The organism is Agarivorans sp. Toyoura001, from assembly GCF_005405585.1.
Lineage (GTDB): Bacteria > Pseudomonadota > Gammaproteobacteria > Enterobacterales > Celerinatantimonadaceae > Agarivorans.
Genome location: NZ_BJEQ01000003.1, coordinates 241,818 through 261,018, shown reverse-complemented (window position 1 = coordinate 261,018; position 19,201 = coordinate 241,818). Strand labels below are relative to the sequence as shown.

The 19,201-nt window shown below is 47.2% G+C and carries 17 protein-coding genes; 10 read left to right on the top strand and 7 right to left on the bottom strand.

Translation table 11 applies throughout. The features are described from left to right. Nucleotides 1–271: 271 nt before the first annotated feature. The 7 genes from FFR00_RS06490 to FFR00_RS06460 all read right to left on the bottom strand — a co-directional run bounded on the left by FFR00_RS06490 (nucleotide 272) and on the right by FFR00_RS06460 (nucleotide 9,671). Nucleotides 272–2,158, bottom strand: coding sequence for a propionyl-CoA synthetase (locus FFR00_RS06490; RefSeq protein WP_137672565.1), 1,887 nt, complete (start codon nucleotides 2,156–2,158; stop codon nucleotides 272–274). An 80-nt stretch (nucleotides 2,159–2,238) separates the two neighbouring features. Beyond that, nucleotides 2,239–3,417 carry a 2-methylaconitate cis-trans isomerase PrpF gene (gene prpF / locus FFR00_RS06485; protein WP_137672564.1) on the bottom strand — a complete coding sequence of 393 codons (1,179 nt, stop codon included), beginning with the start codon at nucleotides 3,415–3,417 and terminating at the stop codon, nucleotides 2,239–2,241. Between the two features lie 10 nt (nucleotides 3,418–3,427). Continuing rightward, on the bottom strand, nucleotides 3,428–6,052 hold the full coding sequence (acnD, locus tag FFR00_RS06480) for a Fe/S-dependent 2-methylisocitrate dehydratase AcnD (RefSeq protein ID WP_137672563.1): 2,625 nt from the start codon (nucleotides 6,050–6,052) through the stop codon (nucleotides 3,428–3,430). A 56-nt stretch (nucleotides 6,053–6,108) separates the two neighbouring features. Continuing rightward, nucleotides 6,109–7,236: a 2-methylcitrate synthase gene (prpC, locus tag FFR00_RS06475; RefSeq protein WP_137672562.1), complete on the bottom strand. Its 1,128-nt coding sequence runs from the start codon at nucleotides 7,234–7,236 to the stop codon at nucleotides 6,109–6,111. Between the two features lie 178 nt (nucleotides 7,237–7,414). Continuing rightward, nucleotides 7,415–8,299, bottom strand: a complete 885-nt coding sequence (prpB, locus tag FFR00_RS06470) for a methylisocitrate lyase (RefSeq protein ID WP_137672561.1) — start codon at nucleotides 8,297–8,299, stop codon at nucleotides 7,415–7,417. Further along, a complete protein-coding gene (locus FFR00_RS06465; protein WP_137672560.1) occupies nucleotides 8,296–9,042 on the bottom strand; it encodes a GntR family transcriptional regulator in 747 nt (248 codons plus the stop codon). Before FFR00_RS06465 ends, prpB begins: the two co-directional genes overlap by 4 nt. A gap of 194 nt (nucleotides 9,043–9,236) precedes the next feature. After that, on the bottom strand, nucleotides 9,237–9,671 hold the full coding sequence (locus FFR00_RS06460; protein WP_137672559.1) for a hypothetical protein: 435 nt from the start codon (nucleotides 9,669–9,671) through the stop codon (nucleotides 9,237–9,239). A 522-nt stretch (nucleotides 9,672–10,193) separates the two neighbouring features. Between FFR00_RS06460 and FFR00_RS06455 the strand changes: the two genes are divergently transcribed. The 10 genes from FFR00_RS06455 (at nucleotide 10,194) to FFR00_RS06410 (ending at nucleotide 18,961) form a co-directional block, all read left to right on the top strand. Beyond that, complete coding sequence (locus tag FFR00_RS06455; protein WP_137672558.1) at nucleotides 10,194–10,478, top strand: hypothetical protein; 285 nt, start codon at nucleotides 10,194–10,196, stop codon at nucleotides 10,476–10,478. 230 nt (nucleotides 10,479–10,708) lie between these two features. Beyond that, complete coding sequence (gene ubiE / locus FFR00_RS06450) at nucleotides 10,709–11,461, top strand: bifunctional demethylmenaquinone methyltransferase/2-methoxy-6-polyprenyl-1,4-benzoquinol methylase UbiE (protein WP_137672557.1); 753 nt, start codon at nucleotides 10,709–10,711, stop codon at nucleotides 11,459–11,461. Between the two features lie 9 nt (nucleotides 11,462–11,470). Beyond that, complete coding sequence (locus FFR00_RS06445; RefSeq protein ID WP_137672556.1) at nucleotides 11,471–12,070, top strand: SCP2 domain-containing protein; 600 nt, start codon at nucleotides 11,471–11,473, stop codon at nucleotides 12,068–12,070. Further along, nucleotides 12,067–13,695, top strand: coding sequence for a ubiquinone biosynthesis regulatory protein kinase UbiB (ubiB, locus tag FFR00_RS06440; protein ID WP_137672555.1), 1,629 nt, complete (start codon nucleotides 12,067–12,069; stop codon nucleotides 13,693–13,695). The genes FFR00_RS06445 and ubiB overlap by 4 nt, the downstream gene beginning before the upstream one ends. 45 nt (nucleotides 13,696–13,740) lie before the next feature. Beyond that, complete coding sequence (gene tatE, locus FFR00_RS06435; RefSeq protein WP_137672554.1) at nucleotides 13,741–13,977, top strand: twin-arginine translocase subunit TatE; 237 nt, start codon at nucleotides 13,741–13,743, stop codon at nucleotides 13,975–13,977. Nucleotides 13,978–13,979: 2 nt separating this feature from the next. Then, complete coding sequence (tatB, locus tag FFR00_RS06430; protein ID WP_137672553.1) at nucleotides 13,980–14,393, top strand: Sec-independent protein translocase protein TatB; 414 nt, start codon at nucleotides 13,980–13,982, stop codon at nucleotides 14,391–14,393. A 3-nt stretch (nucleotides 14,394–14,396) separates the two neighbouring features. Continuing rightward, nucleotides 14,397–15,140 carry a twin-arginine translocase subunit TatC gene (gene tatC / locus FFR00_RS06425; RefSeq protein WP_137672552.1) on the top strand — a complete coding sequence of 248 codons (744 nt, stop codon included), beginning with the start codon at nucleotides 14,397–14,399 and terminating at the stop codon, nucleotides 15,138–15,140. A gap of 5 nt (nucleotides 15,141–15,145) precedes the next feature. After that, complete coding sequence (locus tag FFR00_RS06420) at nucleotides 15,146–15,925, top strand: TatD family hydrolase (RefSeq protein WP_137672551.1); 780 nt, start codon at nucleotides 15,146–15,148, stop codon at nucleotides 15,923–15,925. A 178-nt stretch (nucleotides 15,926–16,103) separates the two neighbouring features. Next, the gene (locus tag FFR00_RS06415; protein ID WP_137672550.1) at nucleotides 16,104–17,021 is read left to right on the top strand and encodes a hypothetical protein; all 918 of its coding nucleotides are present in this window, start codon (nucleotides 16,104–16,106) and stop codon (nucleotides 17,019–17,021) included. Beyond that, on the top strand, nucleotides 17,018–18,961 hold the full coding sequence (locus FFR00_RS06410; protein ID WP_137672549.1) for a methyl-accepting chemotaxis protein: 1,944 nt from the start codon (nucleotides 17,018–17,020) through the stop codon (nucleotides 18,959–18,961). Before FFR00_RS06415 ends, FFR00_RS06410 begins: the two co-directional genes overlap by 4 nt. Nucleotides 18,962–19,201 lie beyond the last annotated feature (240 nt).

Genomic DNA, 19,201 nt, shown 5'->3' with positions numbered 1-19,201 from the left:
GCAAAAGAAAGCCCGCCCCGCATAACCTTCATCCTGCGTTGCGCATCATCCAGCGCGCCGCGGCAACTCGCTTCGCTCAAACAGGCCTTAGCTTCATCGCTAGATGACTTACGCTACTCGGCGGTAATGAGGGTAATTAGTGCGCACTTTGATAGTTGATATTTACTGGAATCGAGGGTGAACTTGCTGCGAGTCTGCTCCGAGAATAGTGAAACGTAAAAAACAAAAAGCAGCCTTTCGGCTGCTAATTAGATCAGAGCAACCTTGTTAGTTAAATCATTGTTCTACCTTGGCGCATTAGCTCTTCAATTTCGCCTAAGCTGGCTGGGTCGTCGATGGTAGACGGTATCGCGTATTCTTCGCCATCGGCTAGTTGGCGTAAGGTGCGGCGCAGTATTTTGCCTGAGCGTGTTTTTGGCAAGCGCTGCACGATGATGGCTTGTTTAAAGCAGGCTAAAGGACCAATTTCATTACGTACCTTTTGAATCAACTCTTTGGATACTTCTTGGTCGCTTTGTTGAACACCGTCTTTGAGAACCACTAAGCCAAAAGGAACTTGGCCTTTTAAGTCATCGTGGCTACCAATAACGGCGCATTCGGCTACCGCTGGGTGAGCACCTACTACTTCTTCCATTTCGCCAGTAGATAGGCGATGGCCAGCTACGTTAATCACATCGTCGATGCGACCCATAACAAATAAGTAGTCATCTTCGTCGATATAGCCGCCATCTCCAGACACATAGTAACCAGGAAACTGTTTTAGGTAGGCTGATTCAAATCGAGCTTGGTCTCCCCACACGGTAGGTAAGCAACCCGGAGGAAGTGGCAGTTTGATGGCAATAAAGCCTTGCGCCATGGGCGCGCTGGGTTCCCCCATTTCATCCAGTATGCTTACTTGGTAGCCGGGCAGTGCTTTGGTGGCGCTGCCGGCTTTTACAGGCATGCGTTCTAAACCTAGAGGATTGCCTGCAATTGCCCAACCGGTTTCGGTTTGCCACCAGTGGTCGGTCACTGGTTTGTCGGTTTTGGCTATAGTCCATTCTAAAGTAGGGGGATCGAGGCGTTCACCGGCCATGAAAATATCGCGCAGTTGGCTAAGGTCGTAGTCTTTTACCAACGCGCCTTCGGGGTCTTCTTTCTTAATTGCTCTAAAGGCGGTGGGCGCGGCAAACAGTACTTTGACTTTATGCTCGCTGGCGACTCGCCAAAATGCGCCAGCATCTGGGGTGCGTACCGGTTTACCCTCGTACAAAATGGTGGTGCAACCATATATTAATGGGGCGTACACGATGTAGGAGTGACCTACCACCCAACCCACGTCGGAAGCCGCCCAAAATACGTCGCCGGGTTGTACGTTGTACACGGCTTGTATCGAGTAGTTCATGGCAACGGCATGGCCGCCGTTATCGCGCACTACACCTTTAGGTTTGCCGGTGGTGCCAGAGGTATACAGGATGTACAAGGGATCGGTGGCGTCCACAGGTACACATTCAGCGGGTTTAGCTTGCTTTTGTTGGCTTTGCCAGTCTTGGTATTGAGCATTAAATTCAACGGCTTGCTGCGGGCGTTGCCACACTAGTACGGGGGTATCCATTTGTTGGCTTTGCTCTAAGGCTAAACTCACCATGGGCATGTAGTTAATGACTTTGGCGCCCTCAAGGCCGCAACTGGCGGTAAGAACAACTTTTGGCTGCGCATCGTCTATTCGCACGGCCAGTTCTTGCGCGGCAAAACCGCCAAATACTACCGAATGAATTGCCCCTAAGCGCGCGCAGGCCAACATAGCAATCGCCGCTTGTGGGATCATTGGCATGTACAGCACCACCCGATCACCTTTATTCACTCCGTGCTCGGCTAACATACCGGCCGTGGTGGCCACTTCGTCACGTAGTTGGCTGTAGGTAAATTTTTGCTGTAGCTCCGCGACGGGTGAGTCGTAAATAAGCGCGGTTTGCTCGCCGCGGCCATTTTCACAATGATAATCTAAAGCTAAGTAGGCTGTGTTCATGCTGCCGCCTTTAAACCAGCGATAGTTGCCATGTTCGTCTTGGCTTAGCGCTTTGTCGGGCTGTTTAAACCAAGCTAATTGTTGAGCTTGTTCTAGCCAAAACTGTTCTGGTTGCTGCTTGGCGAAATCTGCTTGTTGCTGATAATTCATAATGTGCTCCTCGTCCCTAAGCTATAACCACTTGGTAGGGAGAATGTATTTAGGTTCCGATTTTTGATACCAGTGGTAGCTTAAAAGCTATCACTGGGTACCCGAATCCACCCTTCCATTAGTATTCTGGCGCTGCGACTCATGCTCACTTTGGTCACCTGCCATTGTTGATTATCTTGCTGTGCTTGAGCGCCTACTTTTAAGCTGCCAGAGGGATGGCCGAAGCTCACTGCTTCTCGTTCTCCTCCGCCAGCGGCTAAGTTAACCAAGGTGCCGGGAATGGCGGCTGCAGTGCCTATCGCCACTGCGGCAGTGCCCATCATGGCGTGGTGTAGCTTGCCCATGGATAAGGCGCGTACGCACAAGTCGTTATCGGCGGTTTTTATCTGCTTGCCGCTAGCGCTTAGGTAGTCTTGAGGCTTAGCCACAAAGGCCACTTTGGGGGTATGTTGGCGCTGAGCTGCTTGATCAATATGGCTGATTAAGCCCATTTTTAGCGCCCCATGAGCACGAATGCTTTCAAACATCGCGAGAGCTTTTGGGTCGTTGTTGATGTCGTCTTGTAACTCAGTGCCCGAGTAGCCCAATTGTTCGGCTTGCAGAAAAATAGTAGGAATACCCGCATTGATCATGGTGGCTTGGAAGGTGCCAATCTCCGGCACTTCCAGTTGGTCAACTAAGTTACCCGTAGGAAACAACGCGCCGTCGCTATCTGCTGGGTCAACAAATTCAATTTGTACTTCGGCGGCGGGAAAGGTCACGCCATCTAATTCAAAATCACCACATTCTTGCACTTCCCCATCATTAACCGGCACATGGGCGATAATGGTTTTTTGAATGTTGGCTTGCCATATCCTTATACTGGCAAAGCCATTTTGTGGAATTAAAGCTGGGTCAACTAATCCGCTGTTTATGGCAAACGCGCCCACTGCGGCGGTAAGGTTACCGCAGTTGCCGCTCCAATCAACAAAGGCTTTATCAATTGATACTTGGCCAAACAGGTAATCAACATGGTGATCAGCTTGCTGGCTTTTTGACAATATCACTGTTTTGCTGGTGCTAGAGGTAGCGCCGCCCATGCCATCAATTTGCTTGGCATAAGGGTCAGGGCTACCAATCACTCGCAGTAGTAACTTGTCTCGCGCTTCACCGGCTTGTTGAGCGGCTTCTGGCAAGTCTTCAAGTTTGAAAAACACCCCTTTACTGGTGCCGCCGCGCATATAGGTAGCAGGAATACGAACTTGTTTTACTGAACTCATCTTTTGCCTCCTAATGCTGGTTTTCATCTGCAAGGCTCTCATTTTCGAGGCTCTCATTTTCGAGAAAGTCTTGAGCGAAGCGTTGTAATACGCCGCCCGCTTGATATACCGAGACTTCTTCAGCGGTATCTAAGCGGCACACTACGGGTAAATCGATACGCTCGCCGCTGGCTCGGGTTATCACCAAGGTAAGCAACTCGCCGGGCGCGGGGGTACCAATTACATCGTAAGTTTCGCTGCCGTCTATGCGGTAGCTATGGCGGTTGTTACCCTTGGTAAATTCCAGTGGTAATACACCCATACCGACTAAGTTTGTACGGTGAATACGCTCAAAGCCTTCGGCTACAATTACCTCTACGCCTGCTAAACGCACGCCTTTAGCTGCCCAGTCTCGCGACGAACCTTGGCCATAGTCTGCACCCGCAACAATAATTAATGGCTGCTTACGATCCATATAGGTTTCAATGGCCTCCCACATGCGCATTACTTCGCCTTCAGGTTCTACTCTGGCGAGTGAGCCTTGTTTCACTTCGCCACTATCTTTAACCATTTCGTTAAACAGTTTGGGGTTAGCGAAGGTTGCGCGTTGTGCGGTAAGGTGATCGCCTCGATGGGTCGCGTAAGAGTTAAAATCTACTTCTGGTAGACCCATTTTGTCTAAGTAAGCACCGGCGGCGCTGTCGAGCATAATAGCGTTAGACGGTGATAAGTGATCGGTAGTGATGTTGTCACCCAGCACGGCTAAAGGTCGCATACCGCGCAAGGTTCTCTCACCTGCTAAAGCTCCTTCCCAGTATGGCGGGCGACGAATATATGTGCTTTGCGGGCGCCACTCATAAAGTGGTGAGGCACTATTGCCGTAATCTACCTTAATATCGAACATGGGTTGATACACTTTACGAAAATGCTCGGGTTTCACGCTTTGGTTCACTACCGCATCTATTTCTTCATCGCTTGGCCATATGTCTTTTAGAGTAATGGGGTTACCTTGGGTATCATGGCCTAACGCGTCTTTTTCAATATCGAAGCGCATGGTGCCGGCAATCGCGTAAGCTACCACTAGTGGTGGGGAGGCTAGAAATGCTTGCTTGGCATAAGGATGAATGCGCCCATCAAAGTTACGGTTACCCGACAACACTGCGGTGGCATATAAATCTCGGTCTATCACTTCTTGCTGAATCTTAGGGTCTAAGGCGCCGCTCATACCGTTACAGGTGGTGCAGGCAAAACCGACAATGCCAAAACCAAGTTGCTCTAATTCAGGCAGTAAATTGGCTTCTTCCAAGTAGAGTTGTACCGCTTTAGAACCCGGAGCCAGCGAGGTTTTAACCCATGGCTTGCGGTTTAAACCTAGCTTGTTAGCGTTGCGAGCAATTAAACCTGCTGCAATTACATTGCGAGGGTTAGAAGTATTGGTACAGCTAGTAATAGCAGCAATGATACAAGCGCCATCTGGCATCAAGCCTTCTTGTTTAGGAACTGGAGCAGCGATGCCTTGGCTGGCTAAATCTTTAGTGGCTACGCGGCGATGTGGGTTTGATGGCCCTGCAATGTTGCGGCTAACGCTAGATAAGTCAAACTGTAATACCCGCTCATATTCGACTTCTTGTAGATCATCGGCCCATAAGCCGGTGGTTTTGGCGTAGTTCTCTACCAAGGCCACTTGTTCTGCTTCGCGACCCGTAAGCTTGAGGTAATCAATGGTGTTATCGTCGATGTAGAACATGGCCGCTGTGGCGCCAAATTCTGGCGTCATGTTGGAGATGGTGGCTCGGTCGCCCAAAGTAAGCTGAGCTGCACCCTCACCATAGAACTCTAAGTAGCTAGACACCACGCGTTGTTCGCGCAGAAATTCGGTGATGGCTAACACGATATCGGTGGCAGTAATGCCTGCTTGGCGCTGGCCAGTTAACTCGATTCCAATAATGTCGGGAAGGCGCATATAAGAGGCGCGACCTAGCATTACGTTCTCGGCTTCTAAACCGCCTACGCCAATGGCAATAACGCCTAAAGCATCTACGTGCGGAGTATGGCTGTCCGTTCCTACCAGCGTATCGGGAAAAGCCACACCATCGCGCGCTTGAATCACTGGCGACATTTTCTCTAAGTTTATTTGATGCATGATGCCATTGCCCGGCGGTATTACATCGACGTTCTCAAAGGCAGTTTTGCACCAATTAATAAAGTGAAAGCGGTCTTCGTTGCGTCGGTCTTCAATGGCGCGGTTTTTTTCAAAGGCATCAGTTTCAAAACCGGCATGCTCAACGGCTAAAGAATGATCAACAATCAGCTGAGTAGGCACTACCGGATTTACCTTGGCGGGGTCTCCGCCTTTATCGGCAATGGCATCGCGCAGACCGGCTAAATCAACCAAGGCGGTTTGGCCAAGTATGTCGTGGCACACCACACGAGCGGGGTACCAGGGGAAATCTAGGTCTCGCTTGCGCAGAATAATTTGGCTAAGCGCTGCGTTTAGCTGGTCGGCAGGGCAGCGGCGCACCAGGTTTTCAGCTAATACTCGCGAGGTATAAGGCAAACCGGCATAAGCACCAGGTTGAATGGCTTCAACCGCGGCGCGAGTATCAAAGTAATCTAAGTTGCTGCCTGCTAGGGGTAAGCGATAATTGGTATTCATAAACGTTTCCACAGCAAAAGGAGAGGGTAGTGGAGCATTCGCTCCACTAAAAAAAGCTAGCCGCGTTGCTCTATTGGCAAGTAACTGCGCGGTTCGCTGCCGGTATAGTCGGCGCTCGGTCGAATAATGCGGTTATTGGCGCGTTGCTCCATGATGTGAGCGGCCCAGCCACTCACCCGCGAGCAAACAAAAATGGGGGTGAACAGTGGAGTAGGGATGTTCATGAAATGATAGGCGCTGGCATGGAAGAAGTCGGCGTTGCAGAACAACTCTTTTTCACGCCACATTACAGCTTCTACTCGCTCTGATACGGCATACAAATGCTTGTCGCCGTTAGCGTCGCTTAGTTTTTTAGACCAAGCCTTAATTAAGGCATTACGTGGGTCGCTGGTGCGATAAATAGCATGGCCAAAGCCCATGATTTTATCTTTGCGCGCTAGCATTCCCATGATTTCGTTTTCAGCTTGCTCTGGGCTGGTCCAGTTTTCAATCATCGCCATGGCCGCTTCGTTGGCGCCGCCATGCAAAGGGCCACGCAGAGCGCCAATGGCACCAGAAACGGCGGAATGAATATCTGATAGGGTGGAAGCAATGACTCGGCCGGTAAAGGTCGAAGCATTAAACTCATGCTCGGCATAGAGAATCAATGAACATTGCATCACTTGTTCATGCAGTGGATCGGCAGGTTTGTCATGCAATAATTCGAGGAAGTGACCGGCGATAGATTTAGCCGAGCTTTGGGTCGAAATGCGCACACCGTCATGACTAAAGCGATACCAATAACAAATAATGCCCGGCAAGGTCGCAAGCAGGCGATCGGTATGCTGTTGCTGCTCGGCAAAGTTGGCTTCGGTTTCTAGATTGCCTAGCATCGAAACACCAGTGCGCATCACATCCATTGGGTGAGCATTCGCGGGGATCAGCTCTAATACTGCTTTTAGTGCATCGGGCAGTTCACGCAGGTTATGCAGCGTATCGTGATAGGCCGCCAGTTGCTCGCGATTGGGCAGCTCACCATTGCATAATAGGTAGGCCACTTCTTCAAAGGTGGCTTGGTCGGCGAGTTCGCTAATATCGTAGCCGCAGTAGGTAAGGCCTGAGCCACTTTGGCCTACTGTGCATAATTTGGTTTCGCCTGCGCTTTGGCCTCGTAAGCCTGCGCCTCCTAAAGCTTTCTGTACCATGATGTTCTCCTTCATTCCTTGGTGTTAACAAGCGTGGCATCTGCAGTGCCGCATTGTTTGGCTTGTTAAATGGTGGGCTTAGCGGCTGAATCTTTGTTTGGCTGGCTAAGCCCTTTCACGTAGTGGTGTGTATACCAATCGACATAGATATCTGTTCATCTATCTATCCCGATTGGTATTATTCTTGTTTAAATAGCTGGTCGAGTTTTTGTTCGTAGTCGTGATAGCCCAAGTAGTCATAGAGCTCAGCTCGGGTTTGCATGCTATCTACCACATCTCGCTGGTGGCCGTTACTGCGTAAGCTGCGATAAACATTTACAGCGGCTTGATTCATGGCACGAAAGGCTGATAGCGGATACAGCACCATGTCTACACCAACGCCCGCTAACTCTTCGCCGCTAAACAATGGGGTTTGGCCAAACTCTGTAATGTTGGCCAAAATTGGCACTTTTACCGCGTCGGCGAATTGTTGGTATTGCTCAAGCGTGAGCATAGCTTCAGGGAAAATCATGTCGGCGCCGGCTTCAACATATTGGCAAGCGCGCTCGATAGCGCCGCCCATTCCCTCTATTTGCAGGGCATCGGTGCGAGCCATAACGACAAAATCTGGATCTACCCGAGCATCAACAGCGGCTTTAATGCGGTCTACCATTTCTTGGCTAGAGACAATGGCTTTGTTGGGGCGGTGGCCACAACGTTTTTGTGCCACTTGGTCTTCCATATGCACGGCGGCAGCATCGGAGCGGATCATTTCTTTTACGGTACGGGCAATGTTAAATGCGCCACCAAAACCCACATCTATATCTACCAGTAGAGGTAAGTCGCAAGCTGCGGTAATCCGGCGAACATCTTCTAGTACATCGTTCATGGTGGTGATGCCCAAGTCAGGCAAACCATAAGACGCATTGGCGATGCCTCCGCCAGAAAGGTAAATAGCTTGGTGGCCTTCGCGTTGGGCCATCATGGCGCAGTAGGGATTAATAGTGCCTACAATCTGTAGCGGGTTCTGTTCGGCTACCGCTTGGCGAAAACGTGCTCCTGGTGAGAGTTTTGAGCTGTTCATTCGTTCACTCCTTGAATGTGAGTTGCTGAAGCTTGAGCTTCTAAGCTTTGGTCGGTCAGATTAGTTTGGTGTTGTTGTTCTATGGCTTTGCGGGCACGCGCTATATGGCGACGCATTAACATTTCGGCCAGTTCGCCATCGCGATCAGCCAGTGCCTGCCAAATGGCCCAATGTTCTTTTAAGGCTCGCTCTGGGCGAGAAACTTGTTTAGCGGCTTGGTAGCGATACATGCGCAACAAGTGGTAAAGCTCGTCACACAGCAGGTTCACTAGGCGTTGGTTAGCGCTGCCCTTAATAATGAGGTAGTGAAAATCGAAGTCACCTTGCTGTTCAAAGTAGGCCTTGCCTTGGTGTTGTTGTAGGTAGCTTTGGTGGTGTTCTAGTAGCTTTTTTAATTCATCAAGCTGAATTGTCGACAATTGCTCGGCGGCTAAGCGACAAGCCATGCCCTCTAAGGCTTCACGCACTGAGTAAATGTCTAACAGTTGTTGTTGGTTAAGCTGTACTACGCGAGCGCCAACGTGAGGTACTCTTTCAACTAAGCCTATGCCTTGTAGTTTAAGTATTGCTTCACGAAGAGGGCCGCGACTCACCCCGTAATGACGGGCTAATTCTGGCTCGGAGATCTTTTCGCCCTGAGCAATTTGGCCGCTCACTATGGCTTCAATTAAGGTATCACTGAGGTTTTGTGATAACAGGTTTTGATTTTCGCTGAGCGATTTAGCGGGACTACGTTGTGACATATTAAGGTTACATTCAGGTTGTTTGAATGTTGCACAGTGTAGACCGGTTGTTGCGGGTCGATCAAATAATTGTCGACAATATGTGCTTATACTTTAGTTTAAGTAGCGAGATATCCGTTGAAATAAGGAGTTTTGTCGACAATGGATGAGTGGTTCTAGTTATTGTCGACAATGTAGTTATAGCTGGCGGTGATTCAGGTTTCTTGTAATAGCGCAGAGATTGGCTTGGGTACGTTCACCTGCCAGTTTTCCAAGGTTGTTAGGCATTCTTCTACCGTGGCCACTTGAACAAATTTGCAATTGTGTTCAGTGACTTGAGCGTGAGCTTGCTGTTTTAAATACTCCAAAATTCCAGAATCTGGTGCTAAGTAAATACAGTGGCATAACTGGTTTTGTAAACACCAGCCAATTTGCTTTTGCATCACAGGGATACTTTCTGGGGTGAGAAACTGCCAATCGCGGATATCAAAAATGGCTGCCCAAGGTTGTTGTTCTAGCTGACCCACCGTGTTTTTTATATCTTTGCGATATTCATTGGTGGTGGTGACGTTCCAACTATCGTAAAGCTGAGCCAACAGGAAATCTTGGTGAAAGTGTAATTTATAATAACCATGGCTGGCTGGATGCATTCAAACCTCAGATCTACTCATTGAAACGGTATGTCAGGTTCACTTAGTGTGTGTATTGCCTAAACTGTCGTTTATTAAACGCGTAATTGAGGCTAACTGCAAATACTAGTGTGTCAGCGTTTGAAGTGAATAAGTCATTAGTATATTTGCCTAAAATAATCAGATATTTAGAGCTAATACGCTAGGGCTACCAACGCTTACAAAAAAGCCTCAATTTAGTTACGTTGCTTGCTTGTTATTTAAGCAGGCTCACGTTATGTTATGTATTCAATCAATTACTGCTTAAGTCGAGGGAACCATGAAACATTGTTTATGTTCAGCATACCGTTTAACCCGACTTGTGCCCGCAGCCTCGCTTGCCATGCGAAATAATAAACATGGCAGCCGAACCAAAGGGCCAGCAGCAAACTAAGATTGAGACCCATTCAATTTTATCCGAGCTGCGAAGTGTCGCAGTAAGGAAATAGCTAGACCATTCTCTCTATACTGCATCACTTCGCTCTCTATCAAGGAGAACGAGACATGATGTCACTTAAAATTCGCTTATTAACTTTTACCGTAGAATTATTACTGCGTTATCAACAGCATCTTGAAACCCAGCAATGGCTTAAACAACAACGCCAACAAAGCTGGCGAGTAGAGGGTATAAATGCCCACATCGCTAAAGATATTGGTGCCGATCCCGATGGTCGATTTAGAGCCAAACTTAAGCAAGCGGAACCCGCTACAGTAGCTAAAGAGGTGAAGCAGCAAACTAGCCACAAAGCTTGGCGCACACGACAGCAACCGGTGAAAATAAAAACGTAAACCAAGCGCCCTACGGGGCGCTTTTTAGTTGAATTCGACGGCGATGTTTATACATAAAACACCTGTGTTGTAATGAAGCTAAAAGTGTTCGGTTAGCTTGTTCAAGCTAGCATTGATTTTTTGCAGGCTTCGCGCTTTCCGTAAAAATGTTGAGAGGATGTAGCGCAAGAGTTGGAGCATGAGCTCAGCTACAGTACACTAGCCGCAGACCGCATTAGTAGGAAACAAATATGAGCGTTGAGCAAGACACTACCCACTTTGGTTATAAAACAGTAAACCGCGAGGAAAAGGTTGGCTTAGTGGCCGATGTTTTTCATTCGGTAGCGGCTAAATATGACGTAATGAACGATCTTATGTCGGGTGGGGTTCATCGCTTGTGGAAACGATTCACCATTGATTGCAGTGGCGTACGCCCTGGCCAAAAGGTGTTGGATTTAGCCGGTGGTACCGGTGACTTAACCGCTAAGTTTTCTCGTATTGTGGGAAATAATGGCGAAGTGGTATTGGCCGACATTAACGACTCAATGCTTAAAATGGGTCGCAGTAAACTGCGTGATAAAGGTATTGTAGGCAATGTGCGTTATGTTCAAGCCAATGCTGAAGCGCTGCCCTTTCCTGATAATACCTTCGATGTGATAACCATTAGTTTTGGCTTACGCAACGTAACCGATAAAGATGCCGCTCTGCGTTCTATGTATCGCGTGCTTAAGCCGGGTGGTCGTTTGCTGGTCTTGGAGTTTTCTAAGCCAGAGATAGAGGCCGTAAGCAAAGTGTACGATGCTTACTCATTTCACTTATTGCCTAAAATGGGTCAACTGATCGCCAACGATGCTGAGAGCTATCAATATTTGGCTGAATCTATTCGTATGCATCCAGATCAAGAAACTTTAAAAGGCATGATGCAACAAGCTGGTTTTGAAGGCGTTGATTACTACAATTTAACTGGTGGTGTGGTCGCTCTGCATCGCGGTTACAAGTTTTAAGAGGCCGCTATGCCCTTTTCCTCATTAATCTCCGCTGGTGTAGAAGCGCTGAGTAATCAAGTATTAGCCTTAGATGACACCAGCCAAGCTCGCCGCAGCCAACTGGCTGGTAAAGTGTTGGCTATTAAAATCCAACCTCTGCCGTGTTTTTACTTTGTGATTAGCGAGCAACAGTTAGATGTGCTGAATCAGTTTGAAGGCCAAGCAGATTGCAGTTTGAATTTGTCTTTGTTCACCTTAGCTGAGCTTAAACAGGCAGATAAAATTCCTAGTTTAATTAAGCAAGACAAGTTGCAGCTAGAAGGCGATATTAAACTTGCTCAGCAGTTTGCCGATTTGTTCTTGCAGCTAGATCCAGATTTTGAAGAAAAATTATCCCTACGAGTGGGTGATGTTGCAGCTTACCAAATAGTCTCTAAAGGCCGTATGGTCGCCGAAGCTTTAAAAAGTCTATTTAGCAAAACCCCTGAAAAATTTACCGAATTGGCTAGCGAAGAGTGGAAGTTGCTAGTGGGGCAATTGGAATACCAAACTTGGCAGCAGCAAGTACAGACACTTGCCAAAGACCTAGACAACTTGGCCGTGAGAATACAGGAATTGAGTGAATGACCCCCAAAGAGTTCGCTCGTTTTAGACAAATCAATCGTACTTTATGTCGGTATGGGATCGACCAGTTGTTACCCAAACGTTTTTGGCCGTGGCCGCTACGTTTTTTACGCAGCCTAGTATTTTGGTGGCGTAACCAGCATAAAAATAGCGCTCCTGGCGCGCGTATTCGAATGGCGATGGAAGAACTCGGGCCAGTATTTATTAAATTTGGCCAAATGATGTCTACCCGCCGCGATTTGTTACCGCCAGACATTGCCGACGAACTCGCTTTACTGCAAGACCAAGTGTCGCCGTTTTCTGGTGAATTAGCGAAACAACAAATCGAGTTGGCCTTAGAACAGCCAATTGAAAACCTGTTTGATGATTTTGATATGCAGCCCTTGGCGTCTGCGTCTATCGCCCAGGTGCATACCGCTCGCTTAAAAGAAAATGGCCAAGAGGTGGTGCTTAAAGTTATTCGCCCTGGCATTGAGCGCACTATTTTGTCTGATATCGCGCTAATGCAGCGCGTTGCAGGGTTTTTTGCACTGTTTTTCGCTGACGGTCGCCGCTTGCGTCCTAAAGAAGTGGTTGAAGAATATCGTAAAACCATTGTTGATGAATTAGACCTCGCTCGAGAAGCATCGAATGCAATTCAATTGCGCCGTAACTTTACTGACGCAAAAGAGCTGTATGTTCCTGAAGTGTATAGTGAGCATTGTCGTAAAACCTTGTTGGTGATGGAGCGTATTTACGGTATTCCGGTGGCCAATATCGACGAGTTAGAAGCGCAAAATACCAACATGAAGTTGTTGGCAGAGCGTGGCGTAGAAGTGTTTTTTACTCAGGTATTTCGCGACAGTTTCTTTCATGCAGATATGCACCCGGGTAATATTTTTGTCTCGCGTGAGCACCCAGAAGATCCGCAGTACATAGGTATTGATTGCGGCATTGTAGGAACGCTAAACAAAGAAGACCAACGCTATTTAGCGGAAAACTTTTTGGCCTTTTTTAATCGTGACTACCACAAAGTGGCGCAACTGCATGTAGATAGCGGTTGGGTGCCTTCAGATACCAAGGTAGAAGAGTTTGAAGCAGCGATTCGCACGGTGTGCGAGCCAATATTTGCTAAGCCTTTATCAGAAATATCTTTTGGCCATGTACTGTTAAACCTGTTTAACACTGCGCGACGTTTTAACATGGAAGTGCAGCCGCAATTAGTATTGTTACAAAAAACCTTGCTGTATATAGAAGGTTTAGGACGACAGCTCTACCCAGAGTTAGATTTGTGGGCCACAGCGAAACCATTTTTAGAGCGCTGGATGCGCAAACAAGTGGGGCCAGAAGCAGTGTTTACTGCGTTTAAAGAAAAGGCACCCTATTGGTTAGAAACGCTGCCGCATTTGCCAGAGTTGGTTTATGATAACCTGCAATTGGCCAAGCAACAGCAGCTTAAGTTTCAACAGTTTACTGCACAGTATTTGCAGCAACAAAAGCAACGTCAGCGTAGCTTAATTTTGGCTTTGGTATCCGCTTCTAGTTTAATTTCGGCAGCGGTCATTTACTCAAGCCTACCCATGGTTGCTGCAGCCTTAGCGGTATGTAGTGGTTTAACTGGGTTAATTAGCTGGCGACAACTAAAATAGAACTATGGCCATTGTGGCCAAACAAGAATGTAAAAGGAAAAACAGATGGGTGGAATTAGTATTTGGCAACTGTTGATCGTAGCGGTCATTGTGGTGTTGTTATTTGGCACCAAAAAACTACGTAACATGGGTGGCGATTTAGGCTCAGCGGTGAAAGGTTTTAAAAATGCCATGAACGACGATGATGCCAAGTCTGCAGAAAAATCTACGCCAGAACAGCTCGCTCAAAACAAAGAGCAAACTGAAGAAACCACTAAAAGCAAAGACCAGCAGCAAGGTTAAGCATGTTTGATATTGGCTTTTGGGAGTTAATTTTAATCTCGATTATGGGCTTGGTTATTCTTGGCCCAGAGCGTTTGCCGGGTGCTATTCGTAGTGTATTGGCAGTGGTTAATAAAGTGAAGCAGTCGGTATCGTCTGTGACTACCGAGCTAAAGCAAGAGCTTGAGCTGGATGAGCTGCATCAGAACTTGAAAAAAGCCGAGCAACAAGGCTTAGAATCACTGAATGGTGATTTGAGTGAGTCTTTTGAAACCTTAAAGGCACGCGCCGAGTCTGTCACTCGCCCATATCAAAAGACCACATCCGATAAGCCTGATGTTGAAAAGGCTGATCCGGCAAATAGTCAGCATCAAGCCGACACGGTGGAAATGCCTGCAGATTCACAACCTAACGCCAACCAAGAAGATAAAAAATAAGCTATGAGTGATGCCCCTGCGCAACCCCTAATTGAGCATTTAGTTGAGTTACGCAATCGTTTGCTGCGTGGCGTATTGGCCTGTTTAATTGTATTTCTTGGCCTGGTCTATTTTGCTAACGATATTTATTCGCTAGTGGCCGATCCCTTGTTAGCGGTATTGCCCGATAACGCCAGTATGATTGCTACCGACGTAGCCGCGCCGTTTTTCACGCCTATTAAGCTCACTTTAGTGGCGTCGGCGTTTATAGCGATGCCTTATTTATTGGCGCAAGCTTGGGGCTTTATCGCGCCGGGTTTGTATCAACACGAGCGTAAGCTACTCATTCCTTTGGTATTTGGCTCTGGTTTATTGTTTTATGCCGGAGTGGCTTTCGCCTACTTTGTGGTATTCCCGCTGGCTTTTGCGTTTTTTACCGCAGTAGCGCCAGAAGGCGTAACCATTGCCACCGATATTTCTAATTACCTCGATTTTGTACTGAAGCTGTTTTTTGCCTTTGGTTTAGCCTTTGAAATCCCCATTGCCACTATGCTGCTGTGTTGGTCGGGTGCTACTACTCCTGAAAAGCTGCGTAGCAAGCGTCCTTATGTGATTGTAGGGGCCTTTGTGGTGGGTATGTTGTTAACCCCGCCAGATGTGATTTCTCAAACCTTATTAGCCTTGCCAATGTGGCTGCTGTTTGAAGTCGGTTTATTCTTTGCGCGTTTTTATGTACGCAAGAATGATGATGAAGAAGCGCAAGCCTAAGCCTTATGTTTGATATCGCGCTTAATCTTACCAGTTCGCAGTTTGATAAAGACCGCACCGAGGTGGTTGAGCGTGCCCAACAATCGGGCATTAATGGCATGTTATTGCTTGCTTCTGACATGCAAGAAAGCCAAGCAGTCAGTGAGTTGGCACTGCAATGGCCAAATCTGTGTTACGCCACTGCGGGAGTGCATCCACACGATGCTAAATCGGTAAGTGTAGAACAGCTGGTTGAGTTAAAATCCTTATTGGCGCAATCGCAGGTGGTGGCTGTGGGAGAGTGTGGTCTCGACTTTAACCGTGATTTTTCACCTCGTCCTCAGCAAGAAGCGATATTTGAAGCACAGCTCGCCTTAGCGGCAGAGTTACACATGCCGGTGGTAATGCATGAGCGAGACGCCCATCAGCGCTTTATCGATATCCTTGCTCCTTGGCGCGATAAGCTGCCTGGTGCAGTGTTGCATTGCTTTACTAGCGACCAAGCGGCGCTTAAAGCTTGCCTTGATTTAGATATTTATATCGGCATCACCGGTTGGGTGTGCGACGAACGTCGTGGTCAAGACTTACAGCAACGCGTCACTGAAATTCCCGACAATCGTTTATTGCTAGAAACCGACGCGCCTTACCTGCTGCCACGAGATCTTAAACCCAAACCTAAAAGCCGCCGTAACGAGCCTTGTTATTTAGGGCATATTTACCAGCGGGTAGCCGATTTACGCCAGCAAGATGTGTTTGAGCTACAACAACAAGTGCAGCAAAACGCCAAACAATTATTCCAACTGTAATCACTTTGCCACTTTTTTGATGTTTCCTTGAGTTTTGTCTTATTGTTCACACCTTGGGTGTAGTTCTTGCTTGGCTATATGCTTAAAAGGTTCCTATGCTTGAAAGATAAGTCTGGAAATAAACCCGAATAGGCTTCAAAACGGCTTTAAAAAGCCGCCTCAAGGACGAGATTCTACTTTGATTAAATTAGTGTTATTTCTTCAACGATACGGTTTTGCCATTGGCTGTTTGCTGGTGTTTAGCCCTGTTAGTGTGGCGGCGATTGTAAACAACAACCATCTTTATCAGAAAACCCAAGTCATTACTCAACAGCTGGTGGAGATTCGTGAACAGCAAAAGCTTCCAGCACTCAGTACCGAACCGCAAATTTTTGCCGATAAGCTGGCTATCCATTTGGTATTTAAGAGCCAGCAGCTAAGTGAGTTTGCTGCCAAGCTGCAAAGCAAGCATGGCGTGCCTGTTAGTGCTAATAAAAACGTGGCTTATCGTGTCATTCGGCCACGTAGCGTTATGCCTTATCTGGAGTTGCTAGAGCAACAACTTGATGCTGTGGCGACTAAAGTAGCGGCGACTAAGCCCGCAGACGTAGAACGTCCCTTAGGGAAATCAGTGAATGATGTTTATCAGCAATTGGTGATTATTGAGGCCTTATTTGTTGATTTAGTTGATCGAGAAGGGAGCACCGCGTTAGCCAAGAACCTTTCGATCATTAAGGGCGATTTACAACAGATAAGCCAGTTAAAAGACTTACCACTGAACTTTGCATCGCTAAACAATTTTCAAAACCGCGAGTTAACAGACGCTAATATAGTGGCTTTTCAGTGTTTGTATTTATTAGAACGTTTATTCCGCCAATTGGCGATAGAACCGAGCAAGCCAGGGCGTTTACCTACTGGGGAATCCAGCCTCTATCAAGTGGTGGATAGCACCGTTAATTTACGTGCCGAGTTACATCGAGCTAAAACAATCTTACAAATTGAACAAGACAGTCCTGCAGAACCAATGGCTGACCTTAGCAATGCGAACTTGCTATACGCGCAGTTGGTGCAACTGCGCAGTGGTTTGTTACAGATGGTAGGAGCGCCAGCCTTATGATGGACAAATTGAGCCTTAGCCAGAAAATCGCCCTTATTCCTATTGGTATTGTAGTGCTGCTCGGCATTATGCTGTGGAGCAGCATGTTAGCGCTAAAAAATGTTGAGCAACAAACCGTTGAGTTTTCGCAAAAAGTTGAGCCACGAGCCCGTTTAGCGGGTGAGTTGTCGGTAAATGCTTTACAGCGTTTAGTGGTGCAATCACGCTTTAGCCAAAGCGAAGACCCTCAGTTATTACAACGCTACCAACAGTTATCGCAACAGGCGGAGCAACTAGGAGGTAGTCCTCACCTTACAGGTTTTGATAACGCCGAACAGATTACCAGTAACTCCCAGTTGCTAGACCAACATTTTGCCGAAGAATTGGTTCCTTTATTGGCTGAAGTGAGCCGACTTGAAAATACTGTGTTACGCCAGTTAGTGCCAAATGCGCTGGCTAATAGTGCTGATATTCATGCCACTTTAGATCCTCTGAACTCTGGCCGTTTACCGGGACTAACCGTTAATTTAGCGAATCATATTCAAGCTGCTGCCATTGCTTTAATGAGCCATTTAAACCGCCAAGATGATCGCAGTAAAGACCAATTCTATTTAGAGCTATTTGGTGCAGAAAATGCCTTGTTAGATTTACAAAAAGGGCTCAACCGTGAGCACCATAAAGCTTGGATTGAACTGGTGGCAAAAGACGTTGCCGAGCTGGCTAACTCGGCCTCTCGGTTATTTGAGTTACTGCAAGAGCGTCAATTGCTAATGGAAGACCTATTAAACCCTGCCGCTGAGCAAGTGGTGCAGGGTGCGAGTGACAGCCAGCAACATCAATGGCAAGTGCTCAGCCATTCTAGCCGAGCCATTAGCCAACAATTGCAACAAACCGCCTGGACTAATATGGCCTTTGGTTTGTCTATTGTGGTGATATCGCTACTCATGGGCTGGATAATAACCCGTTTGATTCGCCAACCTATTGTGACCATGGTTGAAGCGATGCAAGCTATTGCTCAAGGAGATGGTGATTTAACTCAGCGGCTTAAAGTAAAAGGCAAGGATGAGTTAGCGCAGTTAGCCGAAGCCTTTAACCAGTTTATTGCATTACTGCAAACTACCGTAACCACTATCAATACGAACGTGGTGGAGCTTAATTTGGCGGCAGGACAGCTAAATGATTTAGCTCGGCAATCTAAAGACCAAATGGGCCAACAGCAGCAAGTGGTTGGCGAAGTCAGCCACCATATTGGTCAGTTATCGCAAGGTTTTAGCGAAGTGGCTGATCATGTACGCAGTGCCGATACCTCTGCGATTGCTATTGATGAAGCCTCCGAACACGGCAATCAGCTGACTCAATCCGCCACCTCTGAAATAAAGCAGCTAGTGGGGCAGGTGGATAGCGCGTCTGAAGATATGCGAGAGCTGGCGCAAAATAGTAAAGATGCCAGTAAGATCTTAGAAGTGATTAATGGCATTGCAGAGCAAACTAATTTGCTGGCGTTAAATGCGGCCATTGAATCGGCTCGAGCGGGAGAGCATGGTCGCGGCTTTGCGGTAGTGGCTGATGAGGTAAGGAACTTAGCCAAGCAAACCCGTGGTTCTACCGATCAAATTGAGCAAATGATGGGAGAACTAGTCAAAGGTGCAGAAAAAACCGAAGGGCAAATGCGCCAAGGGCGCAGCCAAGCTAGCGCTAGTTTTGAACTGATGTCGGAAATGCAGCAATCAGTAGCAACGACTCACCAGTTAGTTAGCGATATTACTAATTTGCTGGATGATGTAACGGCTGCTTGTGACGCACAGTTAAATACTTCGGAAACAGTAGTGAATGAGATGCAAGACATTGAATCGGCTGCGCAACGCAGTTTAGAAGGTACTGAGCACACAGCTCAACAGGCTGAAAAAGTGGGTCAATTAAGTGGATTGATACAAGCCAGTATTGCCAATTTTAAGGTGTAATTTCAGCTAAGCGTTAAGCTAACTAATTATCATTTTCATAGCGGTTCTTGGCATAGGGTTTATATTCCTTTCTTGATAATTTTTTAATTTTAAATCAACTCACCCACTTTATTTATTTGTGAAACCGTATTGAAATCGTTTTCATTCTTTTTGAATAAGCCTTTCATGAATTAATTGTCTAAATAAATCACTCCCCTTTAAATAAATCCTATTAAACATGTATTTTTTGGATAGTTACGC